This is a genomic window from Clostridium thermosuccinogenes, assembly GCF_002896855.1.
Lineage (GTDB): Bacteria > Bacillota > Clostridia > Acetivibrionales > DSM-5807 > Pseudoclostridium > Pseudoclostridium thermosuccinogenes.
The window spans coordinates 1,190,634-1,217,012 of record NZ_CP021850.1; the positions used below are offsets into that span (position 1 = coordinate 1,190,634).

A 26,379-nucleotide genomic window follows, 5' to 3' on the forward strand; every position below is an offset into this window, starting at 1 on the left:
TGAACCGGAGGTTTTAAAGATGAAGCTGCATATAGTTGATACTACATTGAGGGACGGAGAGCAGACCCCCGGAGTGGCGTTTGATGGCGATGCCAAGGTTGAGATGGCTATAGCTTTAAGCGATTTGGGTGTTGATATTATTGAGGTCGGCATACCTGCCATGGGGGAGGAGGAAATAAAGGCGATAAAAAGAGTGGAGGAGTTAAATCTTAAAGCCCAACTTCTCACCTGGAACAGGTTGAATATACAGGACATAGAGGCATCACTGAAAACAGGAGTAAAAAACCTGCACATATCTATTCCGTCATCCTCAATTCAAATAGAAAAAAAGCTGCGTATAAACCATGATGAGCTTATTGTCAAAACAAAAGAGGTTATAGGTTATGCGGTGAAAAAGGGTTGTACCGTGTCGGTAGGTGCGGAAGACGCATCCCGGGCGGAGGAAGAGTTCTTGCTGAAATTATTCCGTACTGCTTTGGAAGCAGGTGCCACAAGAATAAGGTATGCCGATACTTTGGGCGTGCTCAACCCGTTTAGCACGCTATCCATCATAAAAAGAATCAGGGATGAATTAGACGTCGATATAGATTTTCACGGGCACAATGATTTCGGCCTGGCTACGGCTAATGCTCTGGCAGCTTTTAAAGCCGGTGCCGGATATATCAGCTGCTGTGTAAACGGGTTGGGAGAGCGGGCTGGAAATACGGCTCTCGAGGAAATAGTTATGGCGCTTTATTATATGGATAAGTGTGAGATAAATATAAAGCCGGATAAGCTGGTGCCGGTTTCAAAACTGGTGGAAAGACATTCGCAAAGGATTGTGAGTCCGGGTAAGCCTATAGTAGGCAGAGATGTATTTACCCATGAATCGGGCATACATGTGGACGGCCTTTTAAAGGATGTGAGGAATTACCAGCATCTCGATCCGCTGCTCTTGGGAAGACAGAACAAGTTTGTGCTGGGCAAGCATTCCGGAAGGGCGGCCAAAAAACTGTTGGATGTTGACGGGGGTGATGGCATTGAAAAAATACCTGGCGATCTTTATGATAATCCTTACAGCAGCAGGGTTTACCGGCTGCAGGGATTTCCATAGGAGCACAAAGAAGGCATGGGATGATGCGAAAACAACCGGTGAACTGGTGGTGGCTGCTGCAGCCAGCCTTACCGATGTGATGGAAGAAATCAAAGTACTTTATATGAAGGAAAACCCTGATGTAAAGGTGAGGTTCACTTTTGGCGCCTCCGGAACTCTAATGACACAGATAGTCGAAGGAGCCCCAGTTGATATATTTATTCCTGCTTCTAAGAAGCAGATGGATATTTTGGAGGAAAAGGGACTGATAAAGACCGATACCAGAGTTGACCTATTATCCAACCGGATTGTTTTGATTACACCGGCATCATCATCGAAGGAAATAAACGGCTTTGAGGACATAGCTGCCCAGAAGGTGGAGAAAATTGCACTGGGAGACCCGGCAAGCGTGCCGGTAGGCCGGTATTCCATAGAGATTCTCACCAGTATAGGAATAATTGAAGAAGCGGAGGATAAAGCGGTATATGCCTCGGATGTACGGCAGATTCTATCCTGGGTTGAAACGGAAATGGCCGACTGCGGTATAGTATACAGAACTGATGCGATGGTTTCAGATAAGATCACTGTTTCAGCCATGGCACCGGAAGATTCTCACAGCCCTGTTGTTTATCCGGCGGCAGTGATCAACGGCTCAGATAATGTAGAGGAGGCAAAGAATTTTATGAAGTTTTTATCGACGGAGGAAGCGCGGACCATATTCGGAAGATATGGCTTTGGGGACTGATACAAAGGGGGTGGCGCAAGTCTTTCTCAAGGCTTTACCTGAAAGCTGCTGCACTTTGACTAAAGCCACTGTTTTATATGCTGTGCGCAGAGCTTATCAATAAATTCGCAAAAAGCCCATGGCTGCTTATACAGGAGGGATTCATATGGATTATTCACCGCTGGTTATATCTTTGAAAACATCTTTCTTTGCAACATTGATGGCTTTTATGCTTGGTTTGCTGGCAGCAAGCCAGGTCAGGAAAACCAAAAGGCTAAGGGGCTTTATTGACGGAGTGCTCATTCTTCCAATGGTTCTGCCGCCTACGGTTTTAGGATTTGCCCTTCTGGTTGTATTTGGAAAAAACGGTATGCTGGGAAGAATTCTGGACACCTTCGGTATGAATATTATATTTTCATGGGAAGCGACGTTGATAGCTGCAACAGTTGCAGCATTTCCGCTTATGTATCGCAGCATCCTGAGTGCCTTTGATGATATTGATGCAAATCTTATATATGCTGCAAAGACTTTGGGGATGAGCAACGTGGAAATTTTCTGGAAGATTGTTTTTCCCAATGCCCTGTCGGGTATAACTGGCGGCATAGTTCTCGGATTTGCCAGAGCAATGGGGGAATTTGGAGCGACAATAATGGTGGCCGGAAATATACAGGGGGAGACCCGGACAATTCCCATCGCAATTTACACGGCGGTTCAGAGCGGGGACAGGGCAACGGCATATAGATGGACCGGGATTATTATAATGATATCTCTGCTGATGATAGTACTGATGAACTGCCTCAACAGGCAAAAGGATCGGAAAGTGAGGTGGTGGTAACTGTGTCCTTGATCGTTGATATAAAGAAAAAGCTTAAGGATTTTAAGCTCGAGGTTAGCTTTGAATCCAAAGACGGAGTCACGGCATTGTCAGGCTCATCCGGAAGCGGTAAAAGCATGACGCTCAAATGCATTGCAGGAATTGTCAAACCTGACTGGGGCTATATAGAACTGGATCAAAAAGTTCTGTTTGATTCCGACAAGGGTATCAATTTGCCGCCACAGCAGCGCCATGTGGGATATCTCTTTCAGAACTACGCTCTGTTTCCCAACATGACTGTGGAAAGGAATATAGGTTGTGCAATTCGGAGAAAGAACAAATCTGAAACCATTAAAGAATATATCAAAAGATTCAGGTTAAAAGGCTTGGAAAAAAGATACCCTTTTGAGCTTTCCGGAGGACAGCAGCAGAGGGCTGCACTGGCACGGGCATTTGCTTCGCAACCGGAAATTCTCATGCTGGATGAGCCTTTTTCTGCCCTGGACAGCTATTTGAAACGGGAGCTGGAGCAGGAAATGATAGAGTTTTTGTCTGACTTTAAAGGAGTTGTATTATTTGTTTCCCACAACTGGGATGAAGTGCTCAGACTGTGTGACCGAGTGGTTTTTATTAGTGAAGGTAAGAGCAGCACGCTTCCGGACAATTGGGGGCTTCCTGGCGCATCCTTGCCATTTTTGTCCTGATTCACCCTTTGGAAGATTCCATGCAAATCAGGGATTGCTATTGCTTATTGCAGGGGTTGCCGGGAATATTGTAATCAGAATTATCCCATTTGTCGGATGGCTGCTTTTACCAATTTTTTCTTTTCTAATATTTATAGCAGCAGTAATGGGCATTGTAAACACACTGAACGGAAAAGCTAATGAACTTCCCGTCATTGGTAAGTTTGAGTTGATAAAATAAAGTATAGTAAGACGGGGATTGATGGAATCAAATGAATAGAGATAAAGCCGTGCTTAAAAGTAAATAAACACGGCTTTTTTACCTTTATGAAATCTATCTACCCCATTTGGTGTCATTGACTTTGCTTTGATAGTGTTTGTACAAAACTCCAAACCTGTTGATATAGCCTTTCTTCCATGGCTTTTGCTTTCCGCAGTAATGCAGGATCACGGTATTTTTCATTACCCAATTGATATCTTTCTGGCCTGATGATGCAATGAAATAAGTTTTGCTTTTTCTTACATCAAAATTATACAGGCTGTCATCCAGCGGCAGGATTAGCTCTCCATAAAGGCTGTTTAGGATATCCTGATCCGGGAGGATAAGTTCATTTCTGTGCTTCCTCACATAATCAAATATATCCTCCGATTTAATCCTGGATCGCTGCATTTCCAAATTCATAAGCAAAACTCCGGAATTATAATATCCGTTTGTGTCATATGTATTTAAGCGAAGCTTATTTATATGTTTTGTGAGGGGTGTCAACCGGGTATGGCTGGCAGCGGCAAACAAATACTGAGAAACGTCTATATCGTATAGCTCGTCAATCGGGTTTATTACCAGGATGTCAGGATCAAGATACAGAATCTTGTCCAGGTTGTTCGGCAAAAGCTCACAGGCGAGCAGCCTGTAATACATCGCCTTAGTATAATGGCTTATAACAGGAGCATCGTCAAAAGTGCTCCCGTCAATCAAGACCGGTATAAGATTTGAATTGTGTTCCCGGACATAATGCTGCAGGCTGCTGATTTGAGCTTCGGACAAGTCCGAATGTATTATGTATATGTCAAAGCTCTTATTGGGTGTATTGATAAACAGCGATTTCAGCATCACTTTTAAAGGTACGATATAATTTGCATCTAGAGTAACAAGTATATTTATTTTCTTCACAGCTCTGGATTTCCTTTCATGCAAAATATCTTATGTTAACGAAATCTTCTGCCGGGAAAAAATAAGGCTTCTCCAACCCTCATATTAATAATTTTATTTATTTGCTTCACATTTTTCAATATATTGCCTTACTTATGATGGTAAAATTTATAAAAACCTTTATACTAATAAAAATGCTTTTTTTAAGATATAAGATATATATCTGTTATTGATGCAAACCTGTTGTGTTCTTCCAGTGGGATGCTATAGGAAGCCTATTTATCAGTATATCTATTTACATAAAATAAAGTTTACAAATTATTCATATAATGTCCATATTTGATTTGATATACTATTCTATACCGAATTTATAGTTATTATATATAGCTATGTAGGAAACAATGCGAAAATACTATATATAAGGAATGATAATGATGGAGGAAAATCTATGGAAGAGCAAAAAACGCCAAAGAAGCCATTAATTTTTTACTATATAGTCGTAATAGCGGTTCTCATGCTTTTGAACACCTTGATTTTGCCGATGCTTACAAACGAACAGGTAACAGAAGTGGATTACGGTACTTTTCTGACAAAAGTGGAAAATGGAGAAGTAAGCGTTGTTGAAGTTCAGGATTCCAAGATCGCTTTTATAGCAAAAGATGAAAACGGAAAGGATACGATATTTGTCACCGGACGCATGGATGATCCGGATTTGGTAAACCGCTTGAAAAGCAAGGGTAATATAAAATATTCCCAGGTTATCCCCCACGAGAATTCTCCTCTTGTTAATTTTATGTTATCCTGGATACTGCCAATTATTCTGTTTGTTGGTGTCGGGCAGCTGTTGTCAAGGAAGATGCAAAACCGTTTAGGGGGTGGAGGCAATGCTCTGGCTTTTGGAAGGAGCAATGCAAAAATCTATGTAAAAGCACAGACAGGAAAGACCTTTAATGATGTGGCCGGACAGGATGAGGCTAAGGAAGCCCTTACGGAGATAGTTGATTTCCTGCACAATCCAGCCAAATATGCCGAGATTGGAGCAAAGCTTCCCAAAGGAGCGTTGCTGGTAGGACCTCCGGGTACAGGTAAGACTTTGCTGGCGCAGGCGGTAGCGGGCGAAGCCAATGTTCCGTTTTTCTCGATTTCCGGCTCTGAGTTTGTGGAAATGTTTGTGGGCATGGGTGCCGCCAAAGTCAGGGATCTGTTCAAACAGGCCGGTGAAAAGGCTCCATGCATAGTGTTTATAGATGAGATAGACACCATCGGTAAGAAGCGCGACAGCGGTGTCAGCATCAGCGGAAATGATGAAAGGGAACAGACCTTGAATCAGCTGCTTACGGAGATGGATGGCTTTGATGCGAGAAAAGGCGTAGTTATCCTGGCTGCCACCAACCGTCCTGACACTTTGGATAAGGCTCTTCTTCGACCTGGCAGGTTTGACAGGCGAATACCTGTGGAGCTGCCGGATTTGGCCGGACGTGAAGCCATACTTAAGGTTCATGCAAAGAAAATCAAGATAGGCAATGACATTGATTTTAATGCTATAGCAAGAGCGACCGCCGGAGCTTCCGGAGCCGAACTGGCCAATATTATAAACGAAGCCGCACTGCGTGCGGTCAGACACGGCCGCTCCTTTGTCAACCAAAGTGATCTGGAGGAAAGCGTGGAAGTGGTGGTCGCAGGCTATCAGAGAAAGGGAGCGGTCATTTCTCCTAAAGAAAAGGAGATAATCGCCTATCATGAGATCGGCCACGCACTGGTAGCAGCAAAGCAGTCGGACACTGCTCCCGTTCACAAAATCACCATCATTCCGAGGACGTCCGGAGCTCTGGGATATACCATGCAGGTTGAGGAAGGCGAACACTATTTGATGACCAGGGAAGAAGCCTTTAACAAGATTGCTACCTTCACCGGAGGCCGCGCTGCGGAAGAACTGATTTTTGGCACTTGCACCTCGGGGGCATCCAACGATATTGAGCAGGCGACGAAGCTCGCCCGGGCGATGGTGACCCGGTTGGGTATGAGCAAGAGATTTGATATGATGGCACTGGAAACATTAAACAACCAATACCTGGGCGGAGATACCACCCTTGTGTGCTCGCCGGAAACCGCAGCCCAAATAGATGATGAGGTATTGGAGATAATCAAGAAGGCGCACCAGAAAGCTATAGACATATTGAAGGAAAACATGCAGAAATTGCACGAGCTGGCCCATTACCTGCTGGAAAAGGAAACTATCACCGGAGAGGAGTTTATGGCAATACTTTCCCGATAGATATTTAAAATAATAATTGGCCGATAGATATTCACAAATAGGTACTCATAAAACAGATGGAAGCTCATAAATAGATACTGATAATTGAGGCTCACAAAAGGAAGGCTGCCGGTTAATTTCCCGGCAGCTTTTACTTTACATGAGTTTAGTAAACGATAGGCGCCAGGAGCATTATCTCTTCGTTTTGCTGGTAAATTTGAGGCAGTTGGGTTATGGGAAGGGGATTTGTGCCCCTGCCTGCCTCGATAGTATATCCAGGTCTCCTGAATTCCTGCAGGAACCAGTCCTTATAACCGGCATAGGCTGCTTCCGGAGTCCCTGCTTCCACAGCATATCCACTGGCCCTGGAGAATATATTGGCTATTTGCAGCGCGATGGGGGGAGCATAGTTTTTAAATTGCCAGAAAATTACCTCGCCCTGAGTATGATAGGCGATTACAAGGCGGAAGTCATGCTGCCTCGTAAAGGCGACCATCGCTCTCGATTCCGGCTCTGATAGTGGGGCTTCTCCTCCATAGTCCCTTGGAGCCGGGCCGGTTATGCCCATCTCCAGTTCATCCTGCTTTTCTGCTTCCCAGTCTGCTGGATAATTCAGATTTAAGTCAACACCTCTGATGTTGGCTTTCCACACCCTGGGCAGAGGCAGTCCGGTTCTGTTCAGTTGCGCTGCCTGGCTGTATGCAGGATTGGTGTAGTTGGGCCACAGGTTAACCAGATCCACGCCGTCAGGGTTTACCATGGGGACAATATATATGCTGCTGCTGTTGAACAAGGAAGGTATGCTGTAGCCTCTTATACTCCTGCCTTCGGAATATGCCCTTGAGTAATTTTCAATGAACTTCATCACCACTCCTGTGGTTATCCATTCATTTGCATGATGGGAAGCGTTGTAGAACACTTCCCTTGGACCTATTCCAAGGCGTATATAATAAAGGTTTTTGCCCATGACACTGCTGCCTATGCTTCCCACTTCGAGAAATGGATATCTGGCCTTCAAACCCTGAATCTGCCGTTCCATAATCTCATAAGTGTAGTAAATATCCATGGGTACGACGTCAATGCCGTAGGGCACGGTGATGCTCTGTCCTATACGGAGATTTGCCGGGTTCAGTCCCGGGTTTGCTGTCAGAATGGCATTAATTGTTGTAAAATATCTCCTTGCAATATTATATAGGGTGTCCCCGGGACGTATAACATAAGTATCATAACCTCTTACGAACTTGTCCAATGCCGCCCAGGTAGCAGGCCCTACAATGCCGTCGGCTGTGAGACCGTTATTTAGCTGAAAGGTGATGACAGCCTGCCGGGTCTGCCCTCCGAATATGCCGTCCACTGCGCCGGCATTGTACCCGATACGGTTAAGTATGCTCTGCAGCAACCGTACATAAGTTCCGGTTGAACCAAAAAAAACAGTATCCATTCCATACCTCCAGTTTTATTTTCTAATATATTCTATTGGAATATGGCAAAAATGAGGCTGTCTGTTTTTTAGCCATTAAGAATATAACCTTCCGGGCGAGTTGGATTTGTATCGGTTCGTCAGGCATACTTTAAAGCTATTCAGGGAACATGAAGGCTTTGTTTTGAATACTATAAAGAGTGCGGCGAAAATTTTACTCTTGCTCTCATATATTCCGGCGATTATCGAATTTTCGCGCTATAATACAAGTTTTATCCGGGGAGGTTTATCATGATAAGAATGAGGTCATACAAGGTGATTCATGGAATAGTTTTTGATGATGCAAACAATAACGGAATCAGAGATAAATCGGAGATGCCACTGGAAGGTGTTGTGCTGAATATTTACCGTGTGGAGGAAGTAAAAAAAGCCAATGCTGATAATGAAGAAGGTGTCATCGTGTATAATGAGAAGCATATAGGCCGTGTGGTAACCAACAGCTGGGGGGAGTACAGCCTGGTGGTAAGTGAAGGCTTGTACTCTGTAAATCTGGATGTCGGGACTCTGCCGGTAGGCAAGGGGGTTGTTGAAGCAAACCGGTTTATCGGAGCAGGCTACAAAAGGAGTATTGACTTTGCTGTCAAAGATGTTGCAGAAATTCAGGTGGGGGATGGTTTCAAAAGCAAAGCATATTTAGGGGATGATATAGTACTTCAACCGGTTTTCAAGGACAGCAGCGGTAGCAAATTGGTTGCTAATGTCAGGCTTGCCTCAGATGATGATGAGGTGGAGGTGGATATGAACAGATGCAGCATAAAGGCCAATGCTTTCAAAGAAAAAGAAATATCCATCAAAATAGACGCCGGTAAAATTAAAGCATCATATCCAATAAAGATAGAGCTTCCTGAAGTTTGTTCCCTGGACAGGATTAATCTGGCCTCAAGGATGGGAGTTGTAGACGAACATACCAGGATACGGCTGCTGCTGCAAGCACTGTCAGCGGACAAAGGTCTTCCGGATGAATACAGATCCAAAATACCCATAAAGAGCGGTACACCAATGATAGAGGAGCTTGTAAGATATACCGGCAGGCAGGATGCTGACAGTGAACTGGTGAAAAGGATAAAGCAATTTTTTTCCAACTCCATTCCAAAACTAGACAGAGTATATACCAGTCCCAGCGGATATTTCAGAATTCACTATACCACCACCGGGCCCAATTCTGTTGTTAGTTCCAGATGGTATAGCCGTACTGCCGTTCCTCTTTATATCCAGTCTATCGGAAAAGCTTTTGATGAAGTTAAGAAATTCACCTGCGAAACCCGGGGATTCAGGACGCCTTTAAGCGATCAGGGCAAAAAAGGGATGGATGTATATGTCTATGACCTTAAGGGCAAATACGGAGTAACTTTTTCTTCAGAGTATCACAATGATAAAAAATACAACACTAGAGTGGCTTCAAGCTACATATGCATAGATAACAACTACTCATCTTCCAAAGGATTTGAAAAAAGCAGGGAAGAATGCATGACGGTTACAGTGGCTCATGAATTTTTCCATGCTGTGCAGTATGCCTACAATGTAGATGCCGACTCATGGTGGAAAGAAGCTTCAGCTACATGGAATGAGGATGAGATTTATACCGGGGTAAACGACTATGTACGCTATCTTGAGAAATTCTTTTCAGCGCCGCAAAAAACATTGGAAAATAGCGGCTATGGCGGGGTAGTATTTGCCAAATTCCTATCTGAAAATTATGGGGGCTATGAAATAATTAAAAGGATATGGGAATATCAGGCGGCCGGCTATAAAAACAGCGTAAGCGCAATAGACAGAGCGATAAAGGATGTTTCGCCGGGAAGCGATTTCGGTGTTGCCTTTGACATATTTACAGCTTACAACTTCAACCCCGAGCAATACTATAAGGAAGGGCGTTTGTGGAAAGCAAAGGTGGCACTTCAGGGAACCTACGATGCGTACCCGGTGGCTGCCACAAAGAACCGTATGGACCACCTTGCAGCCAACTATATCCTTTTTAAAGCAGCACCGGAACTGGACGGAAGAAACCTGAAGATAGCTATAGACGGCAGCGACAAAGCAAGATGGGGCTTTAAAATTCAAAAAAGAAATGCGTCAGACGGAAAATGCAACATCACCAATATTTCTTCAGAAGGATATTATAACAGAACTGAAATCATTGTAGATGACCCGAGGAAGCGGTACAGTGAAATATGCCTGATTCCTGCCAACCTGGAGAAGGAGCGGGATGGGTTGGAATATACATTTTCAGCAGATATCCTGTAGCAAGATAGAAGAAATGAAGTAGCTTATAAAATATGATGTATGTGAAACTTACTTCAATAAATGATGTGAATGCGTTAATCGCTTAAACGATTAACGCATTTATACTATATAAACAATTTGCCGCATGTTATGCGGATTTACTCCGATGTCCATGGAATCTGCTCCTTTATGAGTTGTAACACTTATATGCAAAAATGAATATTATACTGTAGGTTATCTTTGTTGAGGCTTTTCAGGCCTTGTTACAAAGTGTCTCAAGGCAGTTCATTAAAAAACAGGAAGGAGTGAACTCGTATGGCAGATGAAAGAGGATATGGCTATTCCGGATTTAATGAATGGATATGGATTATAATCATTATAATCATCATATTCCTGCTCTTCCCAGGCATATTTGGCGGTTACGGTTACAAAGAGTAAAAACAGATTTTATGTACTTAACACATTGATCAGTACTTATACTTACTTATACTTATTAAAGAGGTGAAGATGTCCACCTCTTTTCTCTTTGATAATACCATTTCACTTGTAACCACATCGCCTATTGCAGAATAGTATGGTAATAGATTGCTCACCAAACGAACAATCAATACCGCTTTAGGATGAAAGGAGGGGCAAGCATGTCTGAAGGAAGAGGCTTTTTCGGTGATAACAGCGAAATTCTATTCTTCATACTGGTGTTCTTGATTCTGTTCTGGTGTAATGGTTTCGGATACGGCTGCAGGGAATAATTGATAAATACTTAAGATGCGATTGACAAAAGAGAGCACTTTCATGCGTGCTCTCTTTTTGTTTATGTAAAGCATTGATCAGATTTATATGCAATAGTATCGATGAAATTTGACCAGGGATAAATTAAGGAATTTATGCTTTAATAATATGCGGATTATAAGCTTGATAAAAGGCCAAGCAAATTACTTCGTTTTATTGCGGAATGCAAAACCTCCGGTAAATCATTTGGAGAAGCTGGTTTTCAACTTAAGCCATCGGATTGGCCGGATGGGCGTGTTGTGCATATTGATTTAAATTGCCTGATAAAAAAAGATTGTGGTTTTGATGGGATTCTATAAAAATCTTCAGAAAGAGAGCTGGCTGACAGGCTTAATTTCCTGCCAGCTGCTTCTTCAATACTCTGTGGCCACTTTTTGAAATGCCGGTTCATACGGATATTTTGACGCACATCCTTTATAGAAGGAGGGCTGGATGTGCAATGCCTATTCTTTGTATCCTCCGTAAAATCCGCCATTGCTCCAGAAAAGAAGCAAAAACAGTATTATGAACCAGAGAAGAGTATCATTTTCGAAAATGCCACCAAAAAATCCTTTCTTTTCGCCCATAACTGAGCCTCCTTTAAGTATTATTTCACTGTAACAATCTAATACCATATTATTCACCTTCAGTTTTTTGTGTTACATATGAAGTGGCTGAAAAAGTTGACTATCGAAACGTGAATAAAGATGCTTTTACCGGCATGTATGCCCCTTTGATGCATTCGAAAGGCCCTGTTTAACAATACAGACATATCTCCACGATAAAAGGCTAATTTTGAATATCGCTTCAAAATAAAGGATTTTTCTGGCTTTGCCGGTAGGATTATTGTATAATAAAAATGGAGGTGAACGGCATGAAATTAATTTTAGCGATTGTAAATGATGATGACTGCCAGAAGGTTATAAATGACTTGAATAAGAATGGTATTGGCGTAACTAAGCTTTGTTCATCCGGCGGATTCCTGAAGTCAGGTAATACTACACTTTTAATCGGTGTTGATGAAAGCAAGTTAGAAGAAGCTATAGATTTAATAAAGAAAAACTCGAAAAGCAGAAAGCAATTTGTAAATGCGTCAATGGTTCCAAATGCCATGGGAGGTATGTTCAGCGCCTATCCTGTTGAAGTGACTATAGGTGGTGCAACCATTTTCGTTTTGAATGTTGAAGGCTCTAACAAGTTTTGAATAATATTTGCAAAATAATAAAAGAATATTCTTATCAAAGTTAAAAATATTCTGATCGAAGGGGATATTGAAATGGCTAAAGATAAGAATAAACGGCGCTTTATGGCAGTTCCAATTGAAAAGCATGATACTGCCGCATGGGCAAACGTTGAGAAGTTGAAACCGGTATCTAACGTAAACATTCCGGACGATGAACAGGTAAGAAATGCGAAGGAATATGTTGACTCGAATGAAAAATAAATTGAGGCAAGAAGCTCATTCAATTTATTGCTCTGCCCCCCAACTTTTTGTTTGGGGGTTTTCATTTTTGCTTTCTAAAATCACAAAAATTCATAACATTTTTTCATGATCCGGGAAATTACTCATTGGGAGCAAGAAGCCGGAAGGCGCAAAAAGACTGGTATTAAATTTCTCACGCCTGCAGGTCTGAGTTGCTATATTCCGAACGATATTTAAGTATTTCACAAAAATGTTCGGAGTTTTATTGTCATTCGTGATTTTATTTGATATTATATTATAGGGTGCAATTGATAAATTAATTTAATTGCAGCAGTATGGATGCAAAATCAGGTATGGCGGTAATTGCCCATAATCACCGCCTGCCGGGATAGGAGGACATGGATAATGGCTACCAGAGTTGTTATTGGAACCCAGTGGGGGGACGAAGGAAAGGGTAAGTATATTGACATACTAGCAGCCGATTCAGACATTGTAGTACGGTTTTCAGGCGGAAATAACGCCGGACATACCATAGTTGCCGGTGGTACAAAGTATGCTCTTCATCTTATTCCATCAGGAATATTGCATGAAGGCACGACCTGTATCATTGGAAATGGAGTTGTTGTTGATCCGGCAGTTTTAATAAAGGAGATCAACGAGCTGAAGGATAAAGGAGTAAACACTGATAAATTATTGATAAGCGACAGAGCCCATGTTATCATGCCTTACCATAAAAGGATGGATGAACTGCAGGAAATTGCAAGGGGCAAGGATAATATCGGAACCACAAAGCGGGGCATAGGTCCGGCATATGCCGACAAGACGGAAAGATGCGGCATAAGAATGTGCGATTTGATAGATGAAGAAATATTTGCCGAAAAAGTTCGGGCTAATTTAAGAATAAAAAATGCGATAATAGAAAAAGTATATGGTGGAGAAGGCTTTGATGCCGACAGCATAATAGCCGAATACTCGGAATACGCCAAGATACTGAAAAAATATATTACGGATACGAGTGTCGTGCTTTTTGATGCTGTTGAAAAGGGTAAAAACATACTGTTTGAAGGAGCCCAGGCAACTTTCCTGGACCTGGATTTCGGAACATACCCCTATGTGACATCCTCCAATCCGGTAGCGGGTGGAGTTTGTACAGGAGCCGGACTGGGCCCGGTATTTATAGATGAAGTTTATGGCGTGTTTAAAGCCTATACGTCAAGAGTAGGCGCAGGACCGTTTCCAACAGAGCAGAACAACGAAATCGGGGACAAAATTAGGGAGCTTGGCTGGGAGTATGGAACTACCACAGGAAGGCCAAGACGCTGCGGATGGCTGGATGCGGTCATGCTTAAGTATGCGGCTAGGGTAAACGGATTGACTGCCCTGGCAATTAATCATGTGGATACAATTGGGAAGCTCGAAAAAATCAAGCTTTGCACGGCTTATATAAAAGATGGCCAAAAGGTGGACTATTTCCCGGCAAGCCTGAAGGAGCTTTCTAAGTGTGAGCCGGTATATGAAGAATTTGACGGCTGGAATGAGGACATTTCAAAGGTGAAAAGCTTTGACGAGCTCCCGGACAACGCAAAAAAATATCTCAAAAGGATTGAGGAACTGGTGGGAGTCAAGATAAAGCTGATTGGAGTTGGCAAGGACAGAGAAAATACCATAGTGGTTGATTAATGAATTAGGTATTTATAAAAAAACATTAAATATAGGTTGACAGAATTAGCATACTATAGTAAAATCTATTCTTGTGTTCGGGAAATAGCAATAAGCATTAAAATCATGCTGTTTCCTGATATTTGGGCCATTAGCTCAGTCGGCAGAGCACTTGACTTTTAATCAAGGTGTCCCGCGTTCGAATCGCGGATGGCTCACCAAACCTCTGTAACTCAAAGGGTTGCAGAGGTTTTTTGTTTTTAGAGGATTTTATAAGCGCTTGATTAGGTAATCAGGATGACGGCATTGGCAATGAACAAGACTAGAAAGCAAGGGAAAATTGACTCAGAAAGCATAACAATTGAGTGAGAATTTGATACGTTTTTTCAGAATATGCAAGTTGAAACCCATCCCCTGCCACTATTGGGTCTTATATTAATGCATTCAAATCTTAAACAATTCTATGCGGGTTTAATATTTAATGGCCATATTTTGCTGCATAAATTCAGCCAAAAAAAACTTAAACTAAGGATGATACAAGGAGGAGTTAAAATGGCAAATTTTTTTGCATTGGCGTCCCTGGCAGTAATACTATTCATAGTAGGCAGAGTTAATGCTGTGGTACTGGAAGATAAATGATTTGATGACTCTCCTCAGAAGTATTGATAAAAAGCTTGGTAATCTTAATCCCAATAATCTTAGCAAAGAATAATCGGCATCAAGGGAGAGGTTAATATACCTCTCTTATTTTATGAATTTTATTTAGGCGTCGCGTGTTCGAATAATATATGGTTAAAATAAAAAAGGGACATTCCCAAATTGCAGAGAGCAGAAAATAGAATCTTTAGAGCTGTAAAAGCCGTAAAGTGACTTCTGATTTTCAGCATCGGACCTCTGATTTTTGGGATGTCCCTTTGCTGCTTTACTAGGAGTAATTCGCTTCTGCAAGCCTCTTATAATTTTCATAGCGTTCCTTAGCATGCTTTTCTGCCGTATTAAACATTTCCTCCGCTATATCCGGGAATACGTTCATCAGGGATGAGTAGCGTATTTCACTGTGCAGGTATTCCTTGAAGGATTCCTTAGGCTCTTTGGAATCCAGTATGAAAGGATTTTTGCCCTGCTCTTTAAGCATCGGATTGTAGCGGTACAGATGCCAGTAGCCTGCATCAACAGCCCTTTTCTCCTGTTTTATGCTGGTTCCCATGCCGGTCTTGATTCCATGGTTAATGCAAGGGGAGTAGGCAATTACCAAAGAAGGACCTTTATAGCTTTCTGCCTCGATAATGGCTTTGATGGTCTGATTCATATTTGCTCCCATTGCAATTTGCGCCACATAGACATAGCCGTAGCTCATAGCCATCAGGCCGAGATCCTTTTTCCTGATTTTTTTGCCTGATGCGGCAAATTTGGCAACTGCAGCGGTAGGAGTAGATTTTGAGGACTGTCCCCCTGTGTTGGAGTATACTTCGGTATCCATGACGAGGACATTCACATCTTCTCCGGAAGCGAGCACATGGTCCAAGCCTCCGTATCCGATATCGTAAGCCCAACCGTCTCCTCCCAGTATCCATATGGATCTCTTGTTCAAGAAATCCTTCTTTTCTACAATTTCTTCCAGCACCTGGTTTCCAGCATAGTTTTCATTTTTTAATGCTTCCAGGATTTTTTCGGTAGCTGCTTTGCATGCTTCGCTTTCATCCATAACGGCCAGCCAGCCGCGGAATGCTTCCTTCAAGTTTTCGCTTATGGGCATGTCCAGAGCCTGTTTCATGAGATCGGACAGCCTTTCCCTGATTTGCTTCACTCCAAGATACATACCATATCCGAATTCAGCGTTGTCCTCAAACAGGGAATTAGCCCATGCAGGACCTTTACCTTCCGGTGTTGTGCAATAAGGGAAGGAAGGAGCGCTGGCACTATAGATGGAGGAGCATCCGGTGGCGTTGGCGATCATCATCCTGTCACCAAACAACTGGGTCAAAAGTTTTACATACGGGGTCTCGCCGCATCCTGGACAAGCTCCGTTGAACTCAAACAGAGGTCTGGCAAACTGGCTTCCTTTCAAAGTGGTCTTGTCCATCAAATGGGATTTTTCAGTAACCTTCAGCCCATATTCCCAATTCTCAGCCTGCTTTTCTATCTGCTCCTCTGCCGGTTTCATAATCAAAGCTTTCCCCGGGGCAGGGCAGACATCCGCGCAGTTGCCGCAGCCGGTACAATCGAGAGGGCTTATCTGAATCCTGTAGCCCAAACCTTCCAGACCTTTGCCGGCTGCAGGTTTTGTTTCAAAGGTATCCGGGGCATTGTTTTGCTCCTCTTCATTCAAGAGGAGAGCCCGTATTACGGCATGAGGACAGACATAAGCGCACTGGTTGCATTGGATGCACTTTTCTATTTGCCATTCAGGCACATATACCGCAATGCCGCGTTTTTCATAGGCGGTGGTGCCAAGAGGGAAGGTGCCGTCCTCCATGCCATTGAAAGCGCTAACAGGAAGTTCGTCTCCTTCATGCCTTGCCATAGGTCTCTGTATTTTCTTAACAAAGTCCGGCTCCTCTTTTGCAGGAGGCATATCATCTTCGGCATTAGCCCAGGATTCCGGTACGTTTACCTTAATGAGGGAAGAAATACCCCTGTCAACGGCCGCTTTGTTCATTTCCACGATTTTTTCGCCCTTTTTGCCGTAAACTTCCTCTATGGAGTTTTTCAAGTATTTAACGGCATCTTCGATGGGTATGACATTGGCAAGCTTAAAGAAAGCAGCCTGCATTATCATATTTATCCTGTTCCCTAGACCTATCTCGCCAGCTATTCCTATTGCGTCGATGACGTAGAAGTTTATGTTATTCCTTGCTATATATCTTTTCATGCTGGCAGGAAGATGCTCATCCAGTTCGCTTTCCTTCCAGGGACAGTTGAGGACAAAGGTTCCGTTTTTCTTTAGCCCTTTAAGTACGTCAATATTATATATGAAGGACCGGTTGTGGCATGCGATATAATCCGCATTGTATACCAGATAAGGAGACCTTATGGGCTTTTTGCCGAAACGCAGGTGTGATACGGTGGAACCGCCGGATTTTTTACTGTCGTAGGAAAAATAGCCTTGAGCATATAAATTCGTGTTATCGCCTATGATTTTTATTGCCGATTTATTGGCTCCTACCGTACCGTCGGATCCCAGTCCCCAGAATTTGCAGCTTATCGTTCCTTCAGGAGTTGTGTCTATGATTTCTTCTTCCGGCAGGGAAGTATAAGTCACATCGTCCACAATTCCTATGGTGAAGCGATCTTTTGGCTTATTGGATTTAAGGTTTTTAAAGACTGCCAGTATCTGGGATGGTCTGGTATCCTTCGAACCAAGGCCATAACGCCCACCTATGATATAAGGCTTGTTTTCGGATTTATCAAAAACTTTGACGACATCGAGATATAAGGGTTCTCCTATCGAGCCTGGCTCCTTGGTCCTGTCCAGAACAGCTATCTTTTTGACTGTGGTAGGCATCACATTCAAAAAGTACTTTTCTGAGAAAGGCCTGTAAAGATGTACCTTGACCATACCGACCTTTTCGCCTTTTTTCATAAGATAATCTATCGTTTCCTCTATAGTATCGCATACGGAGCCCATAGCTACGATAACATATTCGGCCTGCTTGTCACCGTAGTAATCAAAGGGATGATATTCCCGGCCGGATATTCTTTTGTATTCCATCATATAGCTTTCAACGATGTCCGGCACTTTGTCATAGAACTTGTTTGAAGCCTCTCTTCCCTGGAAATATATATCCGGATTTTGAGCAGTTCCTCTGATAACCGGATGCTCCGGGCTTAATGCTCTGTTTCTGAATTCCTTTAGTGCCTCATAGTCCAATAGTTTTTTAACATCCTCATAGTCGGTAAAGGAAATTTTCTGATACTCATGGGATGTCCTGAAACCATCAAAAAAGTGCAAAAAAGGCACCCTTGACTTGATGGCACTCAAATGGGCGATATAGGCCATATCTGCTGTTTCCTGCACATTGCTGGAAGCAAGCAGGGCAAAACCAGTCTGGCGGCATGCCATGACATCCTGATGGTCTCCGAAAATGGAAAGGGCGTGGGTCGCAATAGCCCGGGCACTTACATGAAATACTGCCGGAAGCAGTTCTCCGGCCATTTTATACATATCCGGTATCATAAGCAGCAGTCCCTGGGAAGCTGTATAGGTGGTGGTGAGAGCGCCGGCCATCAAAGAACCGTGCACCGCTCCTGCAGCACCCGCTTCCGACTGCATTTCCACTACCTTTACCGGTTGGCCGAATATATTCTTTTTACCATGAGAAGACCATTCATCAACTCCTTCGGCCATCGGAGAAGATGGAGTGATGGGATAGATGGCAGCTACTTCGGTAAAAGCATAGGACGCCTGCGCGGCAGCAGCATTGCCATCCATGGTTTTTATAGTTTGTGGCATATATAAATCCTCCTTTATTGCGTTGGATAATAAATATTATTTCTCTTAAAAGGATAATCATGTATTTACCGAAAGGTTTATATATGCTACAATGTAATTGTGTGTTTTTGATGTAATTTTCAAATATAGTTATTTTTGCTTATTGACAAATGATCTGTTATATTTTACTATAAACAGGTATATATTATTTTAGAAACTAAAAGCAAAGGAGGTAGGAACATGTTATATATACTGAATAGTATTCTAAGATTTGAAAACAACAGATCTTCTGATAACAAAATAAAGTTCTTTGTATATAACCCTGCCTCGCTGAAAGACTTTGTGTTTTAGAGATTAACAGAAAGTTTAAGGCCGTGGGGTTATAAAAACTCCATGGCCTTTGTTGCTTATGCTAAGGCCACGGAGTTCGCTCTGTGGCCTTTTTGTTTATGGGCTTTAGCCTGTTGAGCATGAAGCGAATTTCTCTGCAGAGAAATGAGCCATGCGAAACAAAAAACCACCCGCTATGCGGGTGCGGAAACGATTGTTATACAAAAAATCACCTTTCCGTTATAATAGAGTTGTTCAGGCTACTATCATAACGAGAGGAAAGGTGATTTCATGGCTAACAAAAGCAACGATATGTCACACACAAAATGGATGTGCAAATATCACATCGTCTTTACACCTAAGTATAGACGAAAAATAATTTATAATCAATACAGGGAAAGTATAAGAGATATCATAAAACAGCTATGCAGCTATAAGGGAGTAGAAATAATAGAGGGACATCTCATGCCAGATCATATACATATGCTAGTAAGTATACCTCCCAAAATAAGTGTATCAAGTTTTATGGGATATTTGAAAGGGAAAAGTGCACTCATGATATTTGACAAGCACGCAAATCTTAAATATAAATTCGGAAATCGTCACTTTTGGGCAGAAGGATATTATGTTAGTACAGTAGGATTAAATGAAGCAACAATTAGAAAATATATACAAGAGCAAGAGAAACACGACATTATGTTAGATAAATTAAGTGTAAAAGAATATGAGGACCCCTTCAAGGGGTAGCTGGTAGTACAAACGTCCCTTAAGGGGCGGCGACGAGTTAAGGGCATAGTGGCTTGAACAAAGTGAAAGCCAGCGTCTTTAGGCGCTGGCCGGTAACATCCCCTTATAGGGGTAGAGCAAACCACCCGTTGGACGGGTGGTTATGATTTTGTTTCTAAAAAAGGAGGAATCATATGAAGAGACTTGCCAGATATATCAGGGGTAATATCTGCTGGTACATAGCAGGAATAACATCATTGGTTGTAGCAATGGCATTGGATATGTTCAACCCTTACATTGTAAAAGTCATTGTGGACGATGTTATAGCAGCAGGAAAATCGGAACTGCTAAAAGGAGCACTGCTTGCTCTTGCAGGAATAACAGTCGTGCGTACCGTACTTGGCTATATCAAGCAGTATGCTTTTGATTACGCCAGTTCAAAAATTGTATTAAAGCTGAGAAAAGATTTGTTTGACCATATACAATCATTATCCTTTTCATTTTTTGACAGCACAAATACGGGAGAGCTGATGTCGAGGATAAAGGATGATACTGAAAATGTCATGGCCGGAGCAGGTTATGGTATTTCCTTGTTTATTGAGCAGGTCATATATTTCGTCGTAGCTTCGGTTATGCTCTTTACTCTTAACTGGAAGCTGGCATTAATCAGCGTGCTCATAATGCCCTTTATCGCTCAGATAGCCGTAAAACTGGAAAAAAAGATAGGTGAGGCTTATGGGCGGCTTAGCGACCAAAGAGCTGTGCTGAATACCACCGCACAGGAAAATATTGCCGGAGTAAGACTGGTAAAGGCTTTTGCGCGGGAAAAGTATGAAATTAACAAGTTTTTTGAGCAGAATAAGGAAAATTACAGGCTCAATGTGGAACAGGCAAAGGTGTGGGCGGATTTCTTCCCGAAAATAGAGCTTCTGTCCAATGTAGTTATTGTTCTGGTGACCGGAGTGGGAGGATTTTTCGTCATCGGAGATGAGATATCGATAGGAACCCTTGTTGCCTTCACCAACTATGTATACATGCTCATCTGGCCTGTGAGAAGTATCGGATGGATTACGAATGTTCTGGCTCAATGTAAGGCATCTCTCGCCAAGATAAACAAGATATTTGACGAGAAGCCGGAAATCCGCAGTCCTGAAAATCCGAAAACCCCGGCTAAATTCGAGGGTCATGTGGAATTTAAAAATGTTGGTCTGGAATTCGGCGGAGTACCGGTGCTGAAGAACATCAACATCGATGCCAAGCCGGGATCAACCATAGCCATCATGGGTTTGACAGGCTCGGGAAAAAGCTCCATCATCAACCTGATTGGAAGGTTTTATGACTGCACATCGGGAAGTGTGTGCGTGGACGGAGTTGACGTAAAGGATATGGACCTGAAAACTCTCAGGGACCAGATAGCGATAGTGATGCAGGATACTTTCCTGTTCTCGGACACAATAGAAGAAAACATAAGGTTTGGATCCAGCAGCTTGTCCGAAGAAGAGCTGATAAAAGCTTCGGAAGACGCAAAGGTCACCGAGTTTACAGAGCAGATGAAGGATGGCTTTAAGACTGTTGTGGGGGAAAGAGGCATTGGTTTGTCCGGAGGGCAAAAGCAGAGGATATCAATAGCCAGAGCTCTGTCAAAGGGGCGGAAGATATTGATTCTCGATGATGCCACATCTGCCCTGGATATGGAAACCGAATATGAAATACAAAAAGCACTGGAAAGCAGAAAAGGTATGACTAAGTTCATCATTGCCCATAGAATATCGGCAGTCAAAAATGCTGACGAGATATTGATAATTGATAACGGTGAGATTGTGGAAAGGGGTAATCACAAGCAGCTCCTTAAGCTCAAGGGCAGATACTATGAGACATACTGCGAGCAGTTTAACTGTGCTGAAGATATGCTGGAGGAAGAGGTGGTATAATGGCTGTCAACAATTTTAAAGAAGATGAACTTACCAAAGAAACGGTCAGCATACAGGTGGTAAGAAGGCTTTTTGCTTACTTGAAACCATATAAGCTGCCGATATTGCAGGTGCTCCTCCTCATTGGCCTGGTTATAACCGTAGAGCTTTTTAACCCTTACTTTTTAAAGCTCGGGATAGACAGGTTCATTGCCAATAAGGATGTAGTAGGATTGCTGGTATTAAGCGCGGTGATGGTAGCCTTAAATGTGGTGTCCATGGTGTGTTCAAGAATGAGAATAAAGATTATGTCGGGAGTCACTAACAAGGTGCTTATGACTATCCGGCAGGAGCTTTACAATCATATACAGAAGTTGTCCTTTTCCTTTTTCGATGAGCGGCCGGTGGGCAAAATACTGGCCAGGATAATAGGGGATGTAAACTCACTGAACGACCTTTTTACCAATAGTATTACAAGCCTTATTCCTGAAGTGACAAAAATAATAGCTGTTATGATAATTATGCTTTCTATGAATTACAAGCTGGCTCTGGCTTCGTTTGTAACATTGCCGTTTCTCGCAGCAGGCATGTTTTTGGTAGAAACGACATCAAGGAAGCGCTGGCAAATGTTCAGGAAGAAGAATTCCAACTTGAATGCCTTTACCCATGAAGATTTTTCGGGCATCAGGGTTGTGCAGAGCTTTACGGCTGAGGAAGAAACGAGCAAGACCTTTCTGGATCTCCTTAAAGCTACAAGGGATGCTTTTATGAAGGCAGTGCGGATAAACGACTCTTTTTGGCCGATGGTAGAGATGTCTTGGGGTGTAGGAACGGTAGTAGTATACTGGTACGGAATGCGCCTGATCGAAGCACAGGATATTACCGTAGGCTTGTTGGTTGCCTTTACGGGATATGTGTCCATATTCTGGCAGCCGATAATGAATATAAGCAATTTTTATAACACGCTCTTAACAAACATAGCAGGCGCTGAACGCATATTTGAAATAATGGATATCGAGCCGGACATAAAAAACGATGCAAAAGCTTTAACCATGCCCAAGATAAAAGGAAATGTGAGCTTCAAAAATGTTACTTTCAGCTATGATGGACAGAATCCGGTGTTGAAAAATGTTTCTTTTGATGTAAAAGCCGGTGAGACCATAGCTCTTGTAGGCCCTACAGGTATGGGAAAGACCACCATAGTAAACCTTATAAGCCGGTTCTATGAGACTCAGGAAGGAACAGTGTCCATAGACGGTTATGATGTCAAAAAAGTGACGATAGAAAGCCTAAGAAGCCAGATGGGAGTTATGATGCAGGATACCTTCCTGTTTTCCGGAACCATTAAAGATAACATAAGGTACGGAAAGCTGGATGCGACGGACGAGGAGATTATAGCTGCCGCAAAAGCTGTAAGCGCTCATGAATTCATCATGAAGATGGAAAAAGGCTATGACACTCAGGTAAATGAAAGAGGTTCAAGACTCTCAGCAGGACAGAGGCAGCTTATTGCCTTCGCCAGGGCTTTGCTTGCCAACCCCAGGATATTGATACTGGATGAGGCAACCGCCAGCATAGATACTCATACTGAGCGGCTGATACAGCAGGGAATAAAAAGCCTGCTGAAAGGGAGAACCTCCTTTGTCATTGCTCACAGGCTGTCTACCATACAAAGCGCGGACAGGATCATGGTTATCGATAATGGTTGTATAAGAGAGATGGGAACCCACGAGCAGCTTTTGAAGAATAAGGATCTGTATTATCAGCTGTATATGGCGCAGTTCAAGTTCCTGGAAGAGGAAGCGGTTTGAACGTGATGTGCACATAATGGGGACAGTTCTCAACTTAGGGGACAGTTCTCAACTTAAAGCACAAGGGGATGTTTCTCGAGAACTAGAAAGAGGGGACATTTGAATAAGGGAATGTTTCTTCAGAACAATAAAACTTGAAACTCAAAGCTATATTTCCCCGGAAAAATGAAACTGCAGGGTTTCGAAAAAAGGGACATTTCTCAAATAAGTAAAAGAGATAAGCTACAAAAAGCAAAAAAATATAAGACGGAGTATTTTTCTAAAGAAGAGATATATCTCAACATTGTGATAGAAATATGAGATGAGATTAAGCAATAGAAGCGATAATATTTTTAAGGTGTTTCCCGGTTTATATTTTACATTCATTGTTATAGATAACGAACTATATAGTTAAAATTATCCTGTGCAATTTTCCTCCGAAGCCCTTACAATATAGGGCAGGGGGAATGTATAATGGGTAGAAAATGTGTTGAGGTTAAATCACTTTATGGATTAACGATAGATGACTTAAATTTAATAGCCAATAGTTCTGACAGTAATTATACCAGAGACGTCGTCAAAGCTGTAATCATGAGGCATAAGGGTATCCATACGCAGGTTATTGCAGATACCTTGAGTAAATGTAACGCAACCATTGTGTCATATATCAACAACTGGAACGATAGCGGTATTGCTTGCATCGCCGACCTGCGGGGCGGCAATATTGAAAGTACTGTCACCGATGAAATGGTAGAGGATATCCGCAATATAGTTACCAGTAAGAGTCCTCATGAGTTCGGCTATGAACAAAACCGGTGGAACGCCAAGTTGTTAGTCAGGTATGTAGAAGACCACTGGGGAAAAGAATATTCCGACACCTGGATCCGTAAAATACTGGCTAATCTTGGTTTCTCGTACAAAAGGGGTGTTTATAAACCGAGCAAGGGAGACCCAAAGCTTCAGGAAAGCTTTAAAAAAAATGTCAGTTGTATTGGATATAATTGAGCCTTTAGGAGATGTCTCCCTGTGGTGTCAGGATGAAACCAGTAAAAGGCTCGAATCCAACAACTTTTATTCCTGGAGTCCTGTAGGCAAACCTACAGAAATTGAGTGTAACGGCTGTCATAAGGGCATCAATATCATTGGAGCTACGGAAGTACTGAATCATATGGGTTTTGTGTACGATGTATACTCCAAAAAAGAAGGCTCTTTGACAGCAGCTCATGTGGTCAAATATATGGAGCGTTTACTGGACTATGATAAAGCAAGAGGGATTTCTACCACCTTTGTCCAGTGGGATAATTCTCCGATTCATAAAGGCCCTTTGATACAAGAGTTTGTTGAGGCTCATAAAAGTGATTTAATAGTGTTGCATCAACCTCCTTATTCTCCACACCTGAATCCTCAAGAGGAGATGTGGCACTGGATGAAAAACTTTATTGCACAAGCCTCTGCTGTAAAGAACGAACAGGAACTATTGCATTTAGTAAATCGTTTTGAGGCATATATTAAAGCTCATCCTGATGAGGTTAGGCATCGGCTATATGCCCGGAACTACTTTCCATGATTGCCAATTTGGCAATTGTAGGCTTTAATGTTCGTTATCTATAGTTAAAGTTAAAAAGCTTGGACAGGTTTGGCATGATATAACATGACATAGGCTGATCCAAGCTTTTTATTTATATATGCAGGCACTAAAATAAAGGCATGAGCATAAGCTGTATATTTGAATAATACATAAAAATATTTGAAAAATCATGAAAATATGTGAAAAAACATGCATAACGTGTGGACTAAGTTTTCTGATGATGAATTCCGTAATGAAAGGTAATTTCTTACCAGGACACACTGCAATTTATCAAATCGTTGAAAATATTTTCATATGCAGGATTTTTGGCATTTAACAGTTCATACCCTCGCTCGCAGAGCTTCGAGCATCCTGAAAGGGTAATGTTATATATGTTGCTGCATATTTCCTTGTATCCAAGTCCGCACAGCACCTTCAGCACATAGGCCATGAATGCTCTGGCTTCATGAGTTTTTCGCTTGAGGTTGGCTGTTTTTATGTGTTTTTCTGGCATCAGCAGCTTATCAGAAATATATGAAATGACTTTTGAAGGCGATAAGTCCCTTAACACAACTTGCCTTCCACTTATGTATTCATATTTTACAGCACTTGACAATTGCTTCTTAAGCTCTTTAAAGCTTCCGATATCCCTTTGATGACTTACAAAGGCATAGTACTTCTCTGCAAATACTGATGGTTCATTTATATTAAAAAGCCCCATTATAAAGCTCATGTCCACCAGCTTGTGCAAATCTTCTCTAAGTCCCAGGTAAACTCCGTAAGAAGAGTATTTATAATTCTCCTCTCTGCCGGCAAAGCCTTCAATAGAATGAGGATTGTTGTGTATGTAGGCTGAAACTGCAAGGTTGTATTCATCGGTATCCAGTATTCTGCTTTCAAATCTGCCTTGAAATACATGCCCATGTCTTGCATACTTATTGTTATAGTACCTGACATAAGCTGTATTTAGGCTCTGCATGAATTTTGACACATCAAAACCCTTTGGGTCCAGATGTAGGTGCAAATGGTTGTCCATAAGACAATAGGCATATATGCTGCATTTATATTTGTCAGTATATCTTTTCAGGAGACTTAGATAATGCTCCTTGTCATTATCATCCCGAAAAAGCAAAAACTCTGACTCGCTTCGGCACATAATATGATAAATCGCTTCAGGGTACTTCTCGCGGGATTTCCTCGGCATGCATACACCACCAAACATATTATTTTTCAACTGCAACATACTAGTTTGTATAGGGTTACATACGTTTGAATCCTTATTTAATAGTGTTTACCAGTAATAGATAATAATAGAATTAATTATATTTTAACACAGAACAAATGTTTGGTAAAGAGTTTTTTGATTAAATCTAT

Annotated in this window: 21 protein-coding genes and 1 tRNA gene; 17 read left to right on the forward strand and 5 right to left on the reverse strand. The window is 42.2% G+C overall.

Annotated features, from left to right (window positions below):
- The first annotated feature begins 19 nt into the window (after positions 1-19).
- From CDO33_RS05200 to CDO33_RS21740, 5 genes are all read left to right on the forward strand, one after another.
- On the forward strand, positions 20-1,093 hold the full coding sequence (locus tag CDO33_RS05200; RefSeq protein ID WP_161496592.1) for a homocitrate synthase/isopropylmalate synthase family protein: 1,074 nt from the start codon (positions 20-22) through the stop codon (positions 1,091-1,093).
- The gene (gene modA / locus CDO33_RS05205) at positions 1,020-1,817 is read left to right on the forward strand and encodes a molybdate ABC transporter substrate-binding protein (RefSeq protein WP_242973955.1); all 798 of its coding nucleotides are present in this window, start codon (positions 1,020-1,022) and stop codon (positions 1,815-1,817) included. Before CDO33_RS05200 ends, modA begins: the two co-directional genes overlap by 74 nt.
- Before the next feature lie 145 nt (positions 1,818-1,962).
- Positions 1,963-2,631, forward strand: a complete 669-nt coding sequence (modB, locus tag CDO33_RS05210; protein WP_103082741.1) for a molybdate ABC transporter permease subunit — start codon at positions 1,963-1,965, stop codon at positions 2,629-2,631.
- 2 nt (positions 2,632-2,633) lie between these two features.
- Complete coding sequence (locus tag CDO33_RS05215) at positions 2,634-3,314, forward strand: sulfate/molybdate ABC transporter ATP-binding protein (protein WP_103082740.1); 681 nt, start codon at positions 2,634-2,636, stop codon at positions 3,312-3,314.
- Positions 3,205-3,534, forward strand: a complete 330-nt coding sequence (locus CDO33_RS21740) for a magnetosome magnetite crystal formation protein family (protein WP_479690688.1) — start codon at positions 3,205-3,207, stop codon at positions 3,532-3,534. The genes CDO33_RS05215 and CDO33_RS21740 overlap by 110 nt, the downstream gene beginning before the upstream one ends.
- A 93-nt stretch (positions 3,535-3,627) precedes the next feature.
- Here the strand turns inward: CDO33_RS21740 and CDO33_RS05225 are convergent, their stop codons facing one another.
- On the reverse strand, positions 3,628-4,464 hold the full coding sequence (locus CDO33_RS05225) for a glycosyltransferase family 8 protein (protein WP_242973954.1): 837 nt from the start codon (positions 4,462-4,464) through the stop codon (positions 3,628-3,630).
- Positions 4,465-4,891: 427 nt separating this feature from the next.
- Between CDO33_RS05225 and ftsH the strand changes: the two genes are divergently transcribed.
- Positions 4,892-6,718, forward strand: coding sequence for an ATP-dependent zinc metalloprotease FtsH (gene ftsH, locus CDO33_RS05230; RefSeq protein WP_103082738.1), 1,827 nt, complete (start codon positions 4,892-4,894; stop codon positions 6,716-6,718).
- A gap of 145 nt (positions 6,719-6,863) precedes the next feature.
- Here ftsH and CDO33_RS05235 read toward each other — a convergent pair whose 3' ends face one another.
- Entirely contained in the window at positions 6,864-8,138 is a 1,275-nt protein-coding gene (locus tag CDO33_RS05235; protein ID WP_103082737.1) for a M14 family metallopeptidase, read from the reverse strand.
- Positions 8,139-8,408: 270 nt separating this feature from the next.
- Here CDO33_RS05235 and CDO33_RS05240 point away from each other — a divergent pair, with 270 nt between their 5' ends.
- Both CDO33_RS05240 and CDO33_RS21435 read left to right on the forward strand, forming a co-directional pair.
- Positions 8,409-10,421: an MXAN_6640 family putative metalloprotease gene (locus tag CDO33_RS05240; protein WP_103082736.1), complete on the forward strand. Its 2,013-nt coding sequence runs from the start codon at positions 8,409-8,411 to the stop codon at positions 10,419-10,421.
- A 294-nt stretch (positions 10,422-10,715) separates the two neighbouring features.
- Positions 10,716-10,838: a hypothetical protein gene (locus CDO33_RS21435; RefSeq protein WP_274540104.1), complete on the forward strand. Its 123-nt coding sequence runs from the start codon at positions 10,716-10,718 to the stop codon at positions 10,836-10,838.
- A 794-nt stretch (positions 10,839-11,632) separates the two neighbouring features.
- Here CDO33_RS21435 and CDO33_RS21440 read toward each other — a convergent pair.
- Positions 11,633-11,755 (reverse strand): hypothetical protein, encoded by a 123-nt coding sequence (locus tag CDO33_RS21440; RefSeq protein WP_274540103.1) that lies wholly within the window; start codon positions 11,753-11,755, stop codon positions 11,633-11,635.
- A 287-nt stretch (positions 11,756-12,042) separates the two neighbouring features.
- Here CDO33_RS21440 and CDO33_RS05245 point away from each other — a divergent pair, with 287 nt between their 5' ends.
- The 4 genes from CDO33_RS05245 to CDO33_RS05260 all read left to right on the forward strand — a co-directional run bounded on the left by CDO33_RS05245 (position 12,043) and on the right by CDO33_RS05260 (position 14,471).
- Positions 12,043-12,372: a cyclic-di-AMP receptor gene (locus tag CDO33_RS05245; protein ID WP_103082735.1), complete on the forward strand. Its 330-nt coding sequence runs from the start codon at positions 12,043-12,045 to the stop codon at positions 12,370-12,372.
- Between the two features lie 72 nt (positions 12,373-12,444).
- Positions 12,445-12,612, forward strand: coding sequence for a CDIF630_02480 family spore surface protein (locus CDO33_RS05250; protein WP_103082734.1), 168 nt, complete (start codon positions 12,445-12,447; stop codon positions 12,610-12,612).
- Between the two features lie 384 nt (positions 12,613-12,996).
- Positions 12,997-14,271 carry an adenylosuccinate synthase gene (locus tag CDO33_RS05255; RefSeq protein ID WP_103082733.1) on the forward strand — a complete coding sequence of 425 codons (1,275 nt, stop codon included), beginning with the start codon at positions 12,997-12,999 and terminating at the stop codon, positions 14,269-14,271.
- A gap of 124 nt (positions 14,272-14,395) precedes the next feature.
- Positions 14,396-14,471 (forward strand) — tRNA-Lys (locus CDO33_RS05260).
- 704 nt (positions 14,472-15,175) lie between these two features.
- Here CDO33_RS05260 and nifJ read toward each other — a convergent pair.
- Positions 15,176-18,703 carry a pyruvate:ferredoxin (flavodoxin) oxidoreductase gene (nifJ, locus tag CDO33_RS05265; protein ID WP_103082732.1) on the reverse strand — a complete coding sequence of 1,176 codons (3,528 nt, stop codon included), beginning with the start codon at positions 18,701-18,703 and terminating at the stop codon, positions 15,176-15,178.
- Positions 18,704-19,303: 600 nt separating this feature from the next.
- Here nifJ and tnpA point away from each other — a divergent pair.
- The 5 genes from tnpA to CDO33_RS05295 all read left to right on the forward strand — a co-directional run bounded on the left by tnpA (position 19,304) and on the right by CDO33_RS05295 (position 25,005).
- Entirely contained in the window at positions 19,304-19,759 is a 456-nt protein-coding gene (tnpA, locus tag CDO33_RS05270) for an IS200/IS605 family transposase (RefSeq protein ID WP_103083351.1), read from the forward strand.
- 173 nt (positions 19,760-19,932) lie between these two features.
- Entirely contained in the window at positions 19,933-21,669 is a 1,737-nt protein-coding gene (locus CDO33_RS05280; RefSeq protein ID WP_103083261.1) for an ABC transporter ATP-binding protein, read from the forward strand.
- Positions 21,669-23,459, forward strand: a complete 1,791-nt coding sequence (locus tag CDO33_RS05285; protein WP_103083262.1) for an ABC transporter ATP-binding protein — start codon at positions 21,669-21,671, stop codon at positions 23,457-23,459. The genes CDO33_RS05280 and CDO33_RS05285 overlap by 1 nt, the downstream gene beginning before the upstream one ends.
- 453 nt (positions 23,460-23,912) lie before the next feature.
- On the forward strand, positions 23,913-24,443 hold the full coding sequence (locus CDO33_RS05290; protein WP_103083342.1) for a helix-turn-helix domain-containing protein: 531 nt from the start codon (positions 23,913-23,915) through the stop codon (positions 24,441-24,443).
- Positions 24,418-25,005 carry a transposase gene (locus CDO33_RS05295; protein WP_103083343.1) on the forward strand — a complete coding sequence of 196 codons (588 nt, stop codon included), beginning with the start codon at positions 24,418-24,420 and terminating at the stop codon, positions 25,003-25,005. The genes CDO33_RS05290 and CDO33_RS05295 overlap by 26 nt, the downstream gene beginning before the upstream one ends.
- A gap of 268 nt (positions 25,006-25,273) precedes the next feature.
- Here CDO33_RS05295 and CDO33_RS05300 read toward each other — a convergent pair whose 3' ends face one another.
- Positions 25,274-26,209 carry a transposase gene (locus CDO33_RS05300; RefSeq protein WP_161496476.1) on the reverse strand — a complete coding sequence of 312 codons (936 nt, stop codon included), beginning with the start codon at positions 26,207-26,209 and terminating at the stop codon, positions 25,274-25,276.
- Between the last annotated feature and the right edge of the window lie 170 nt (positions 26,210-26,379).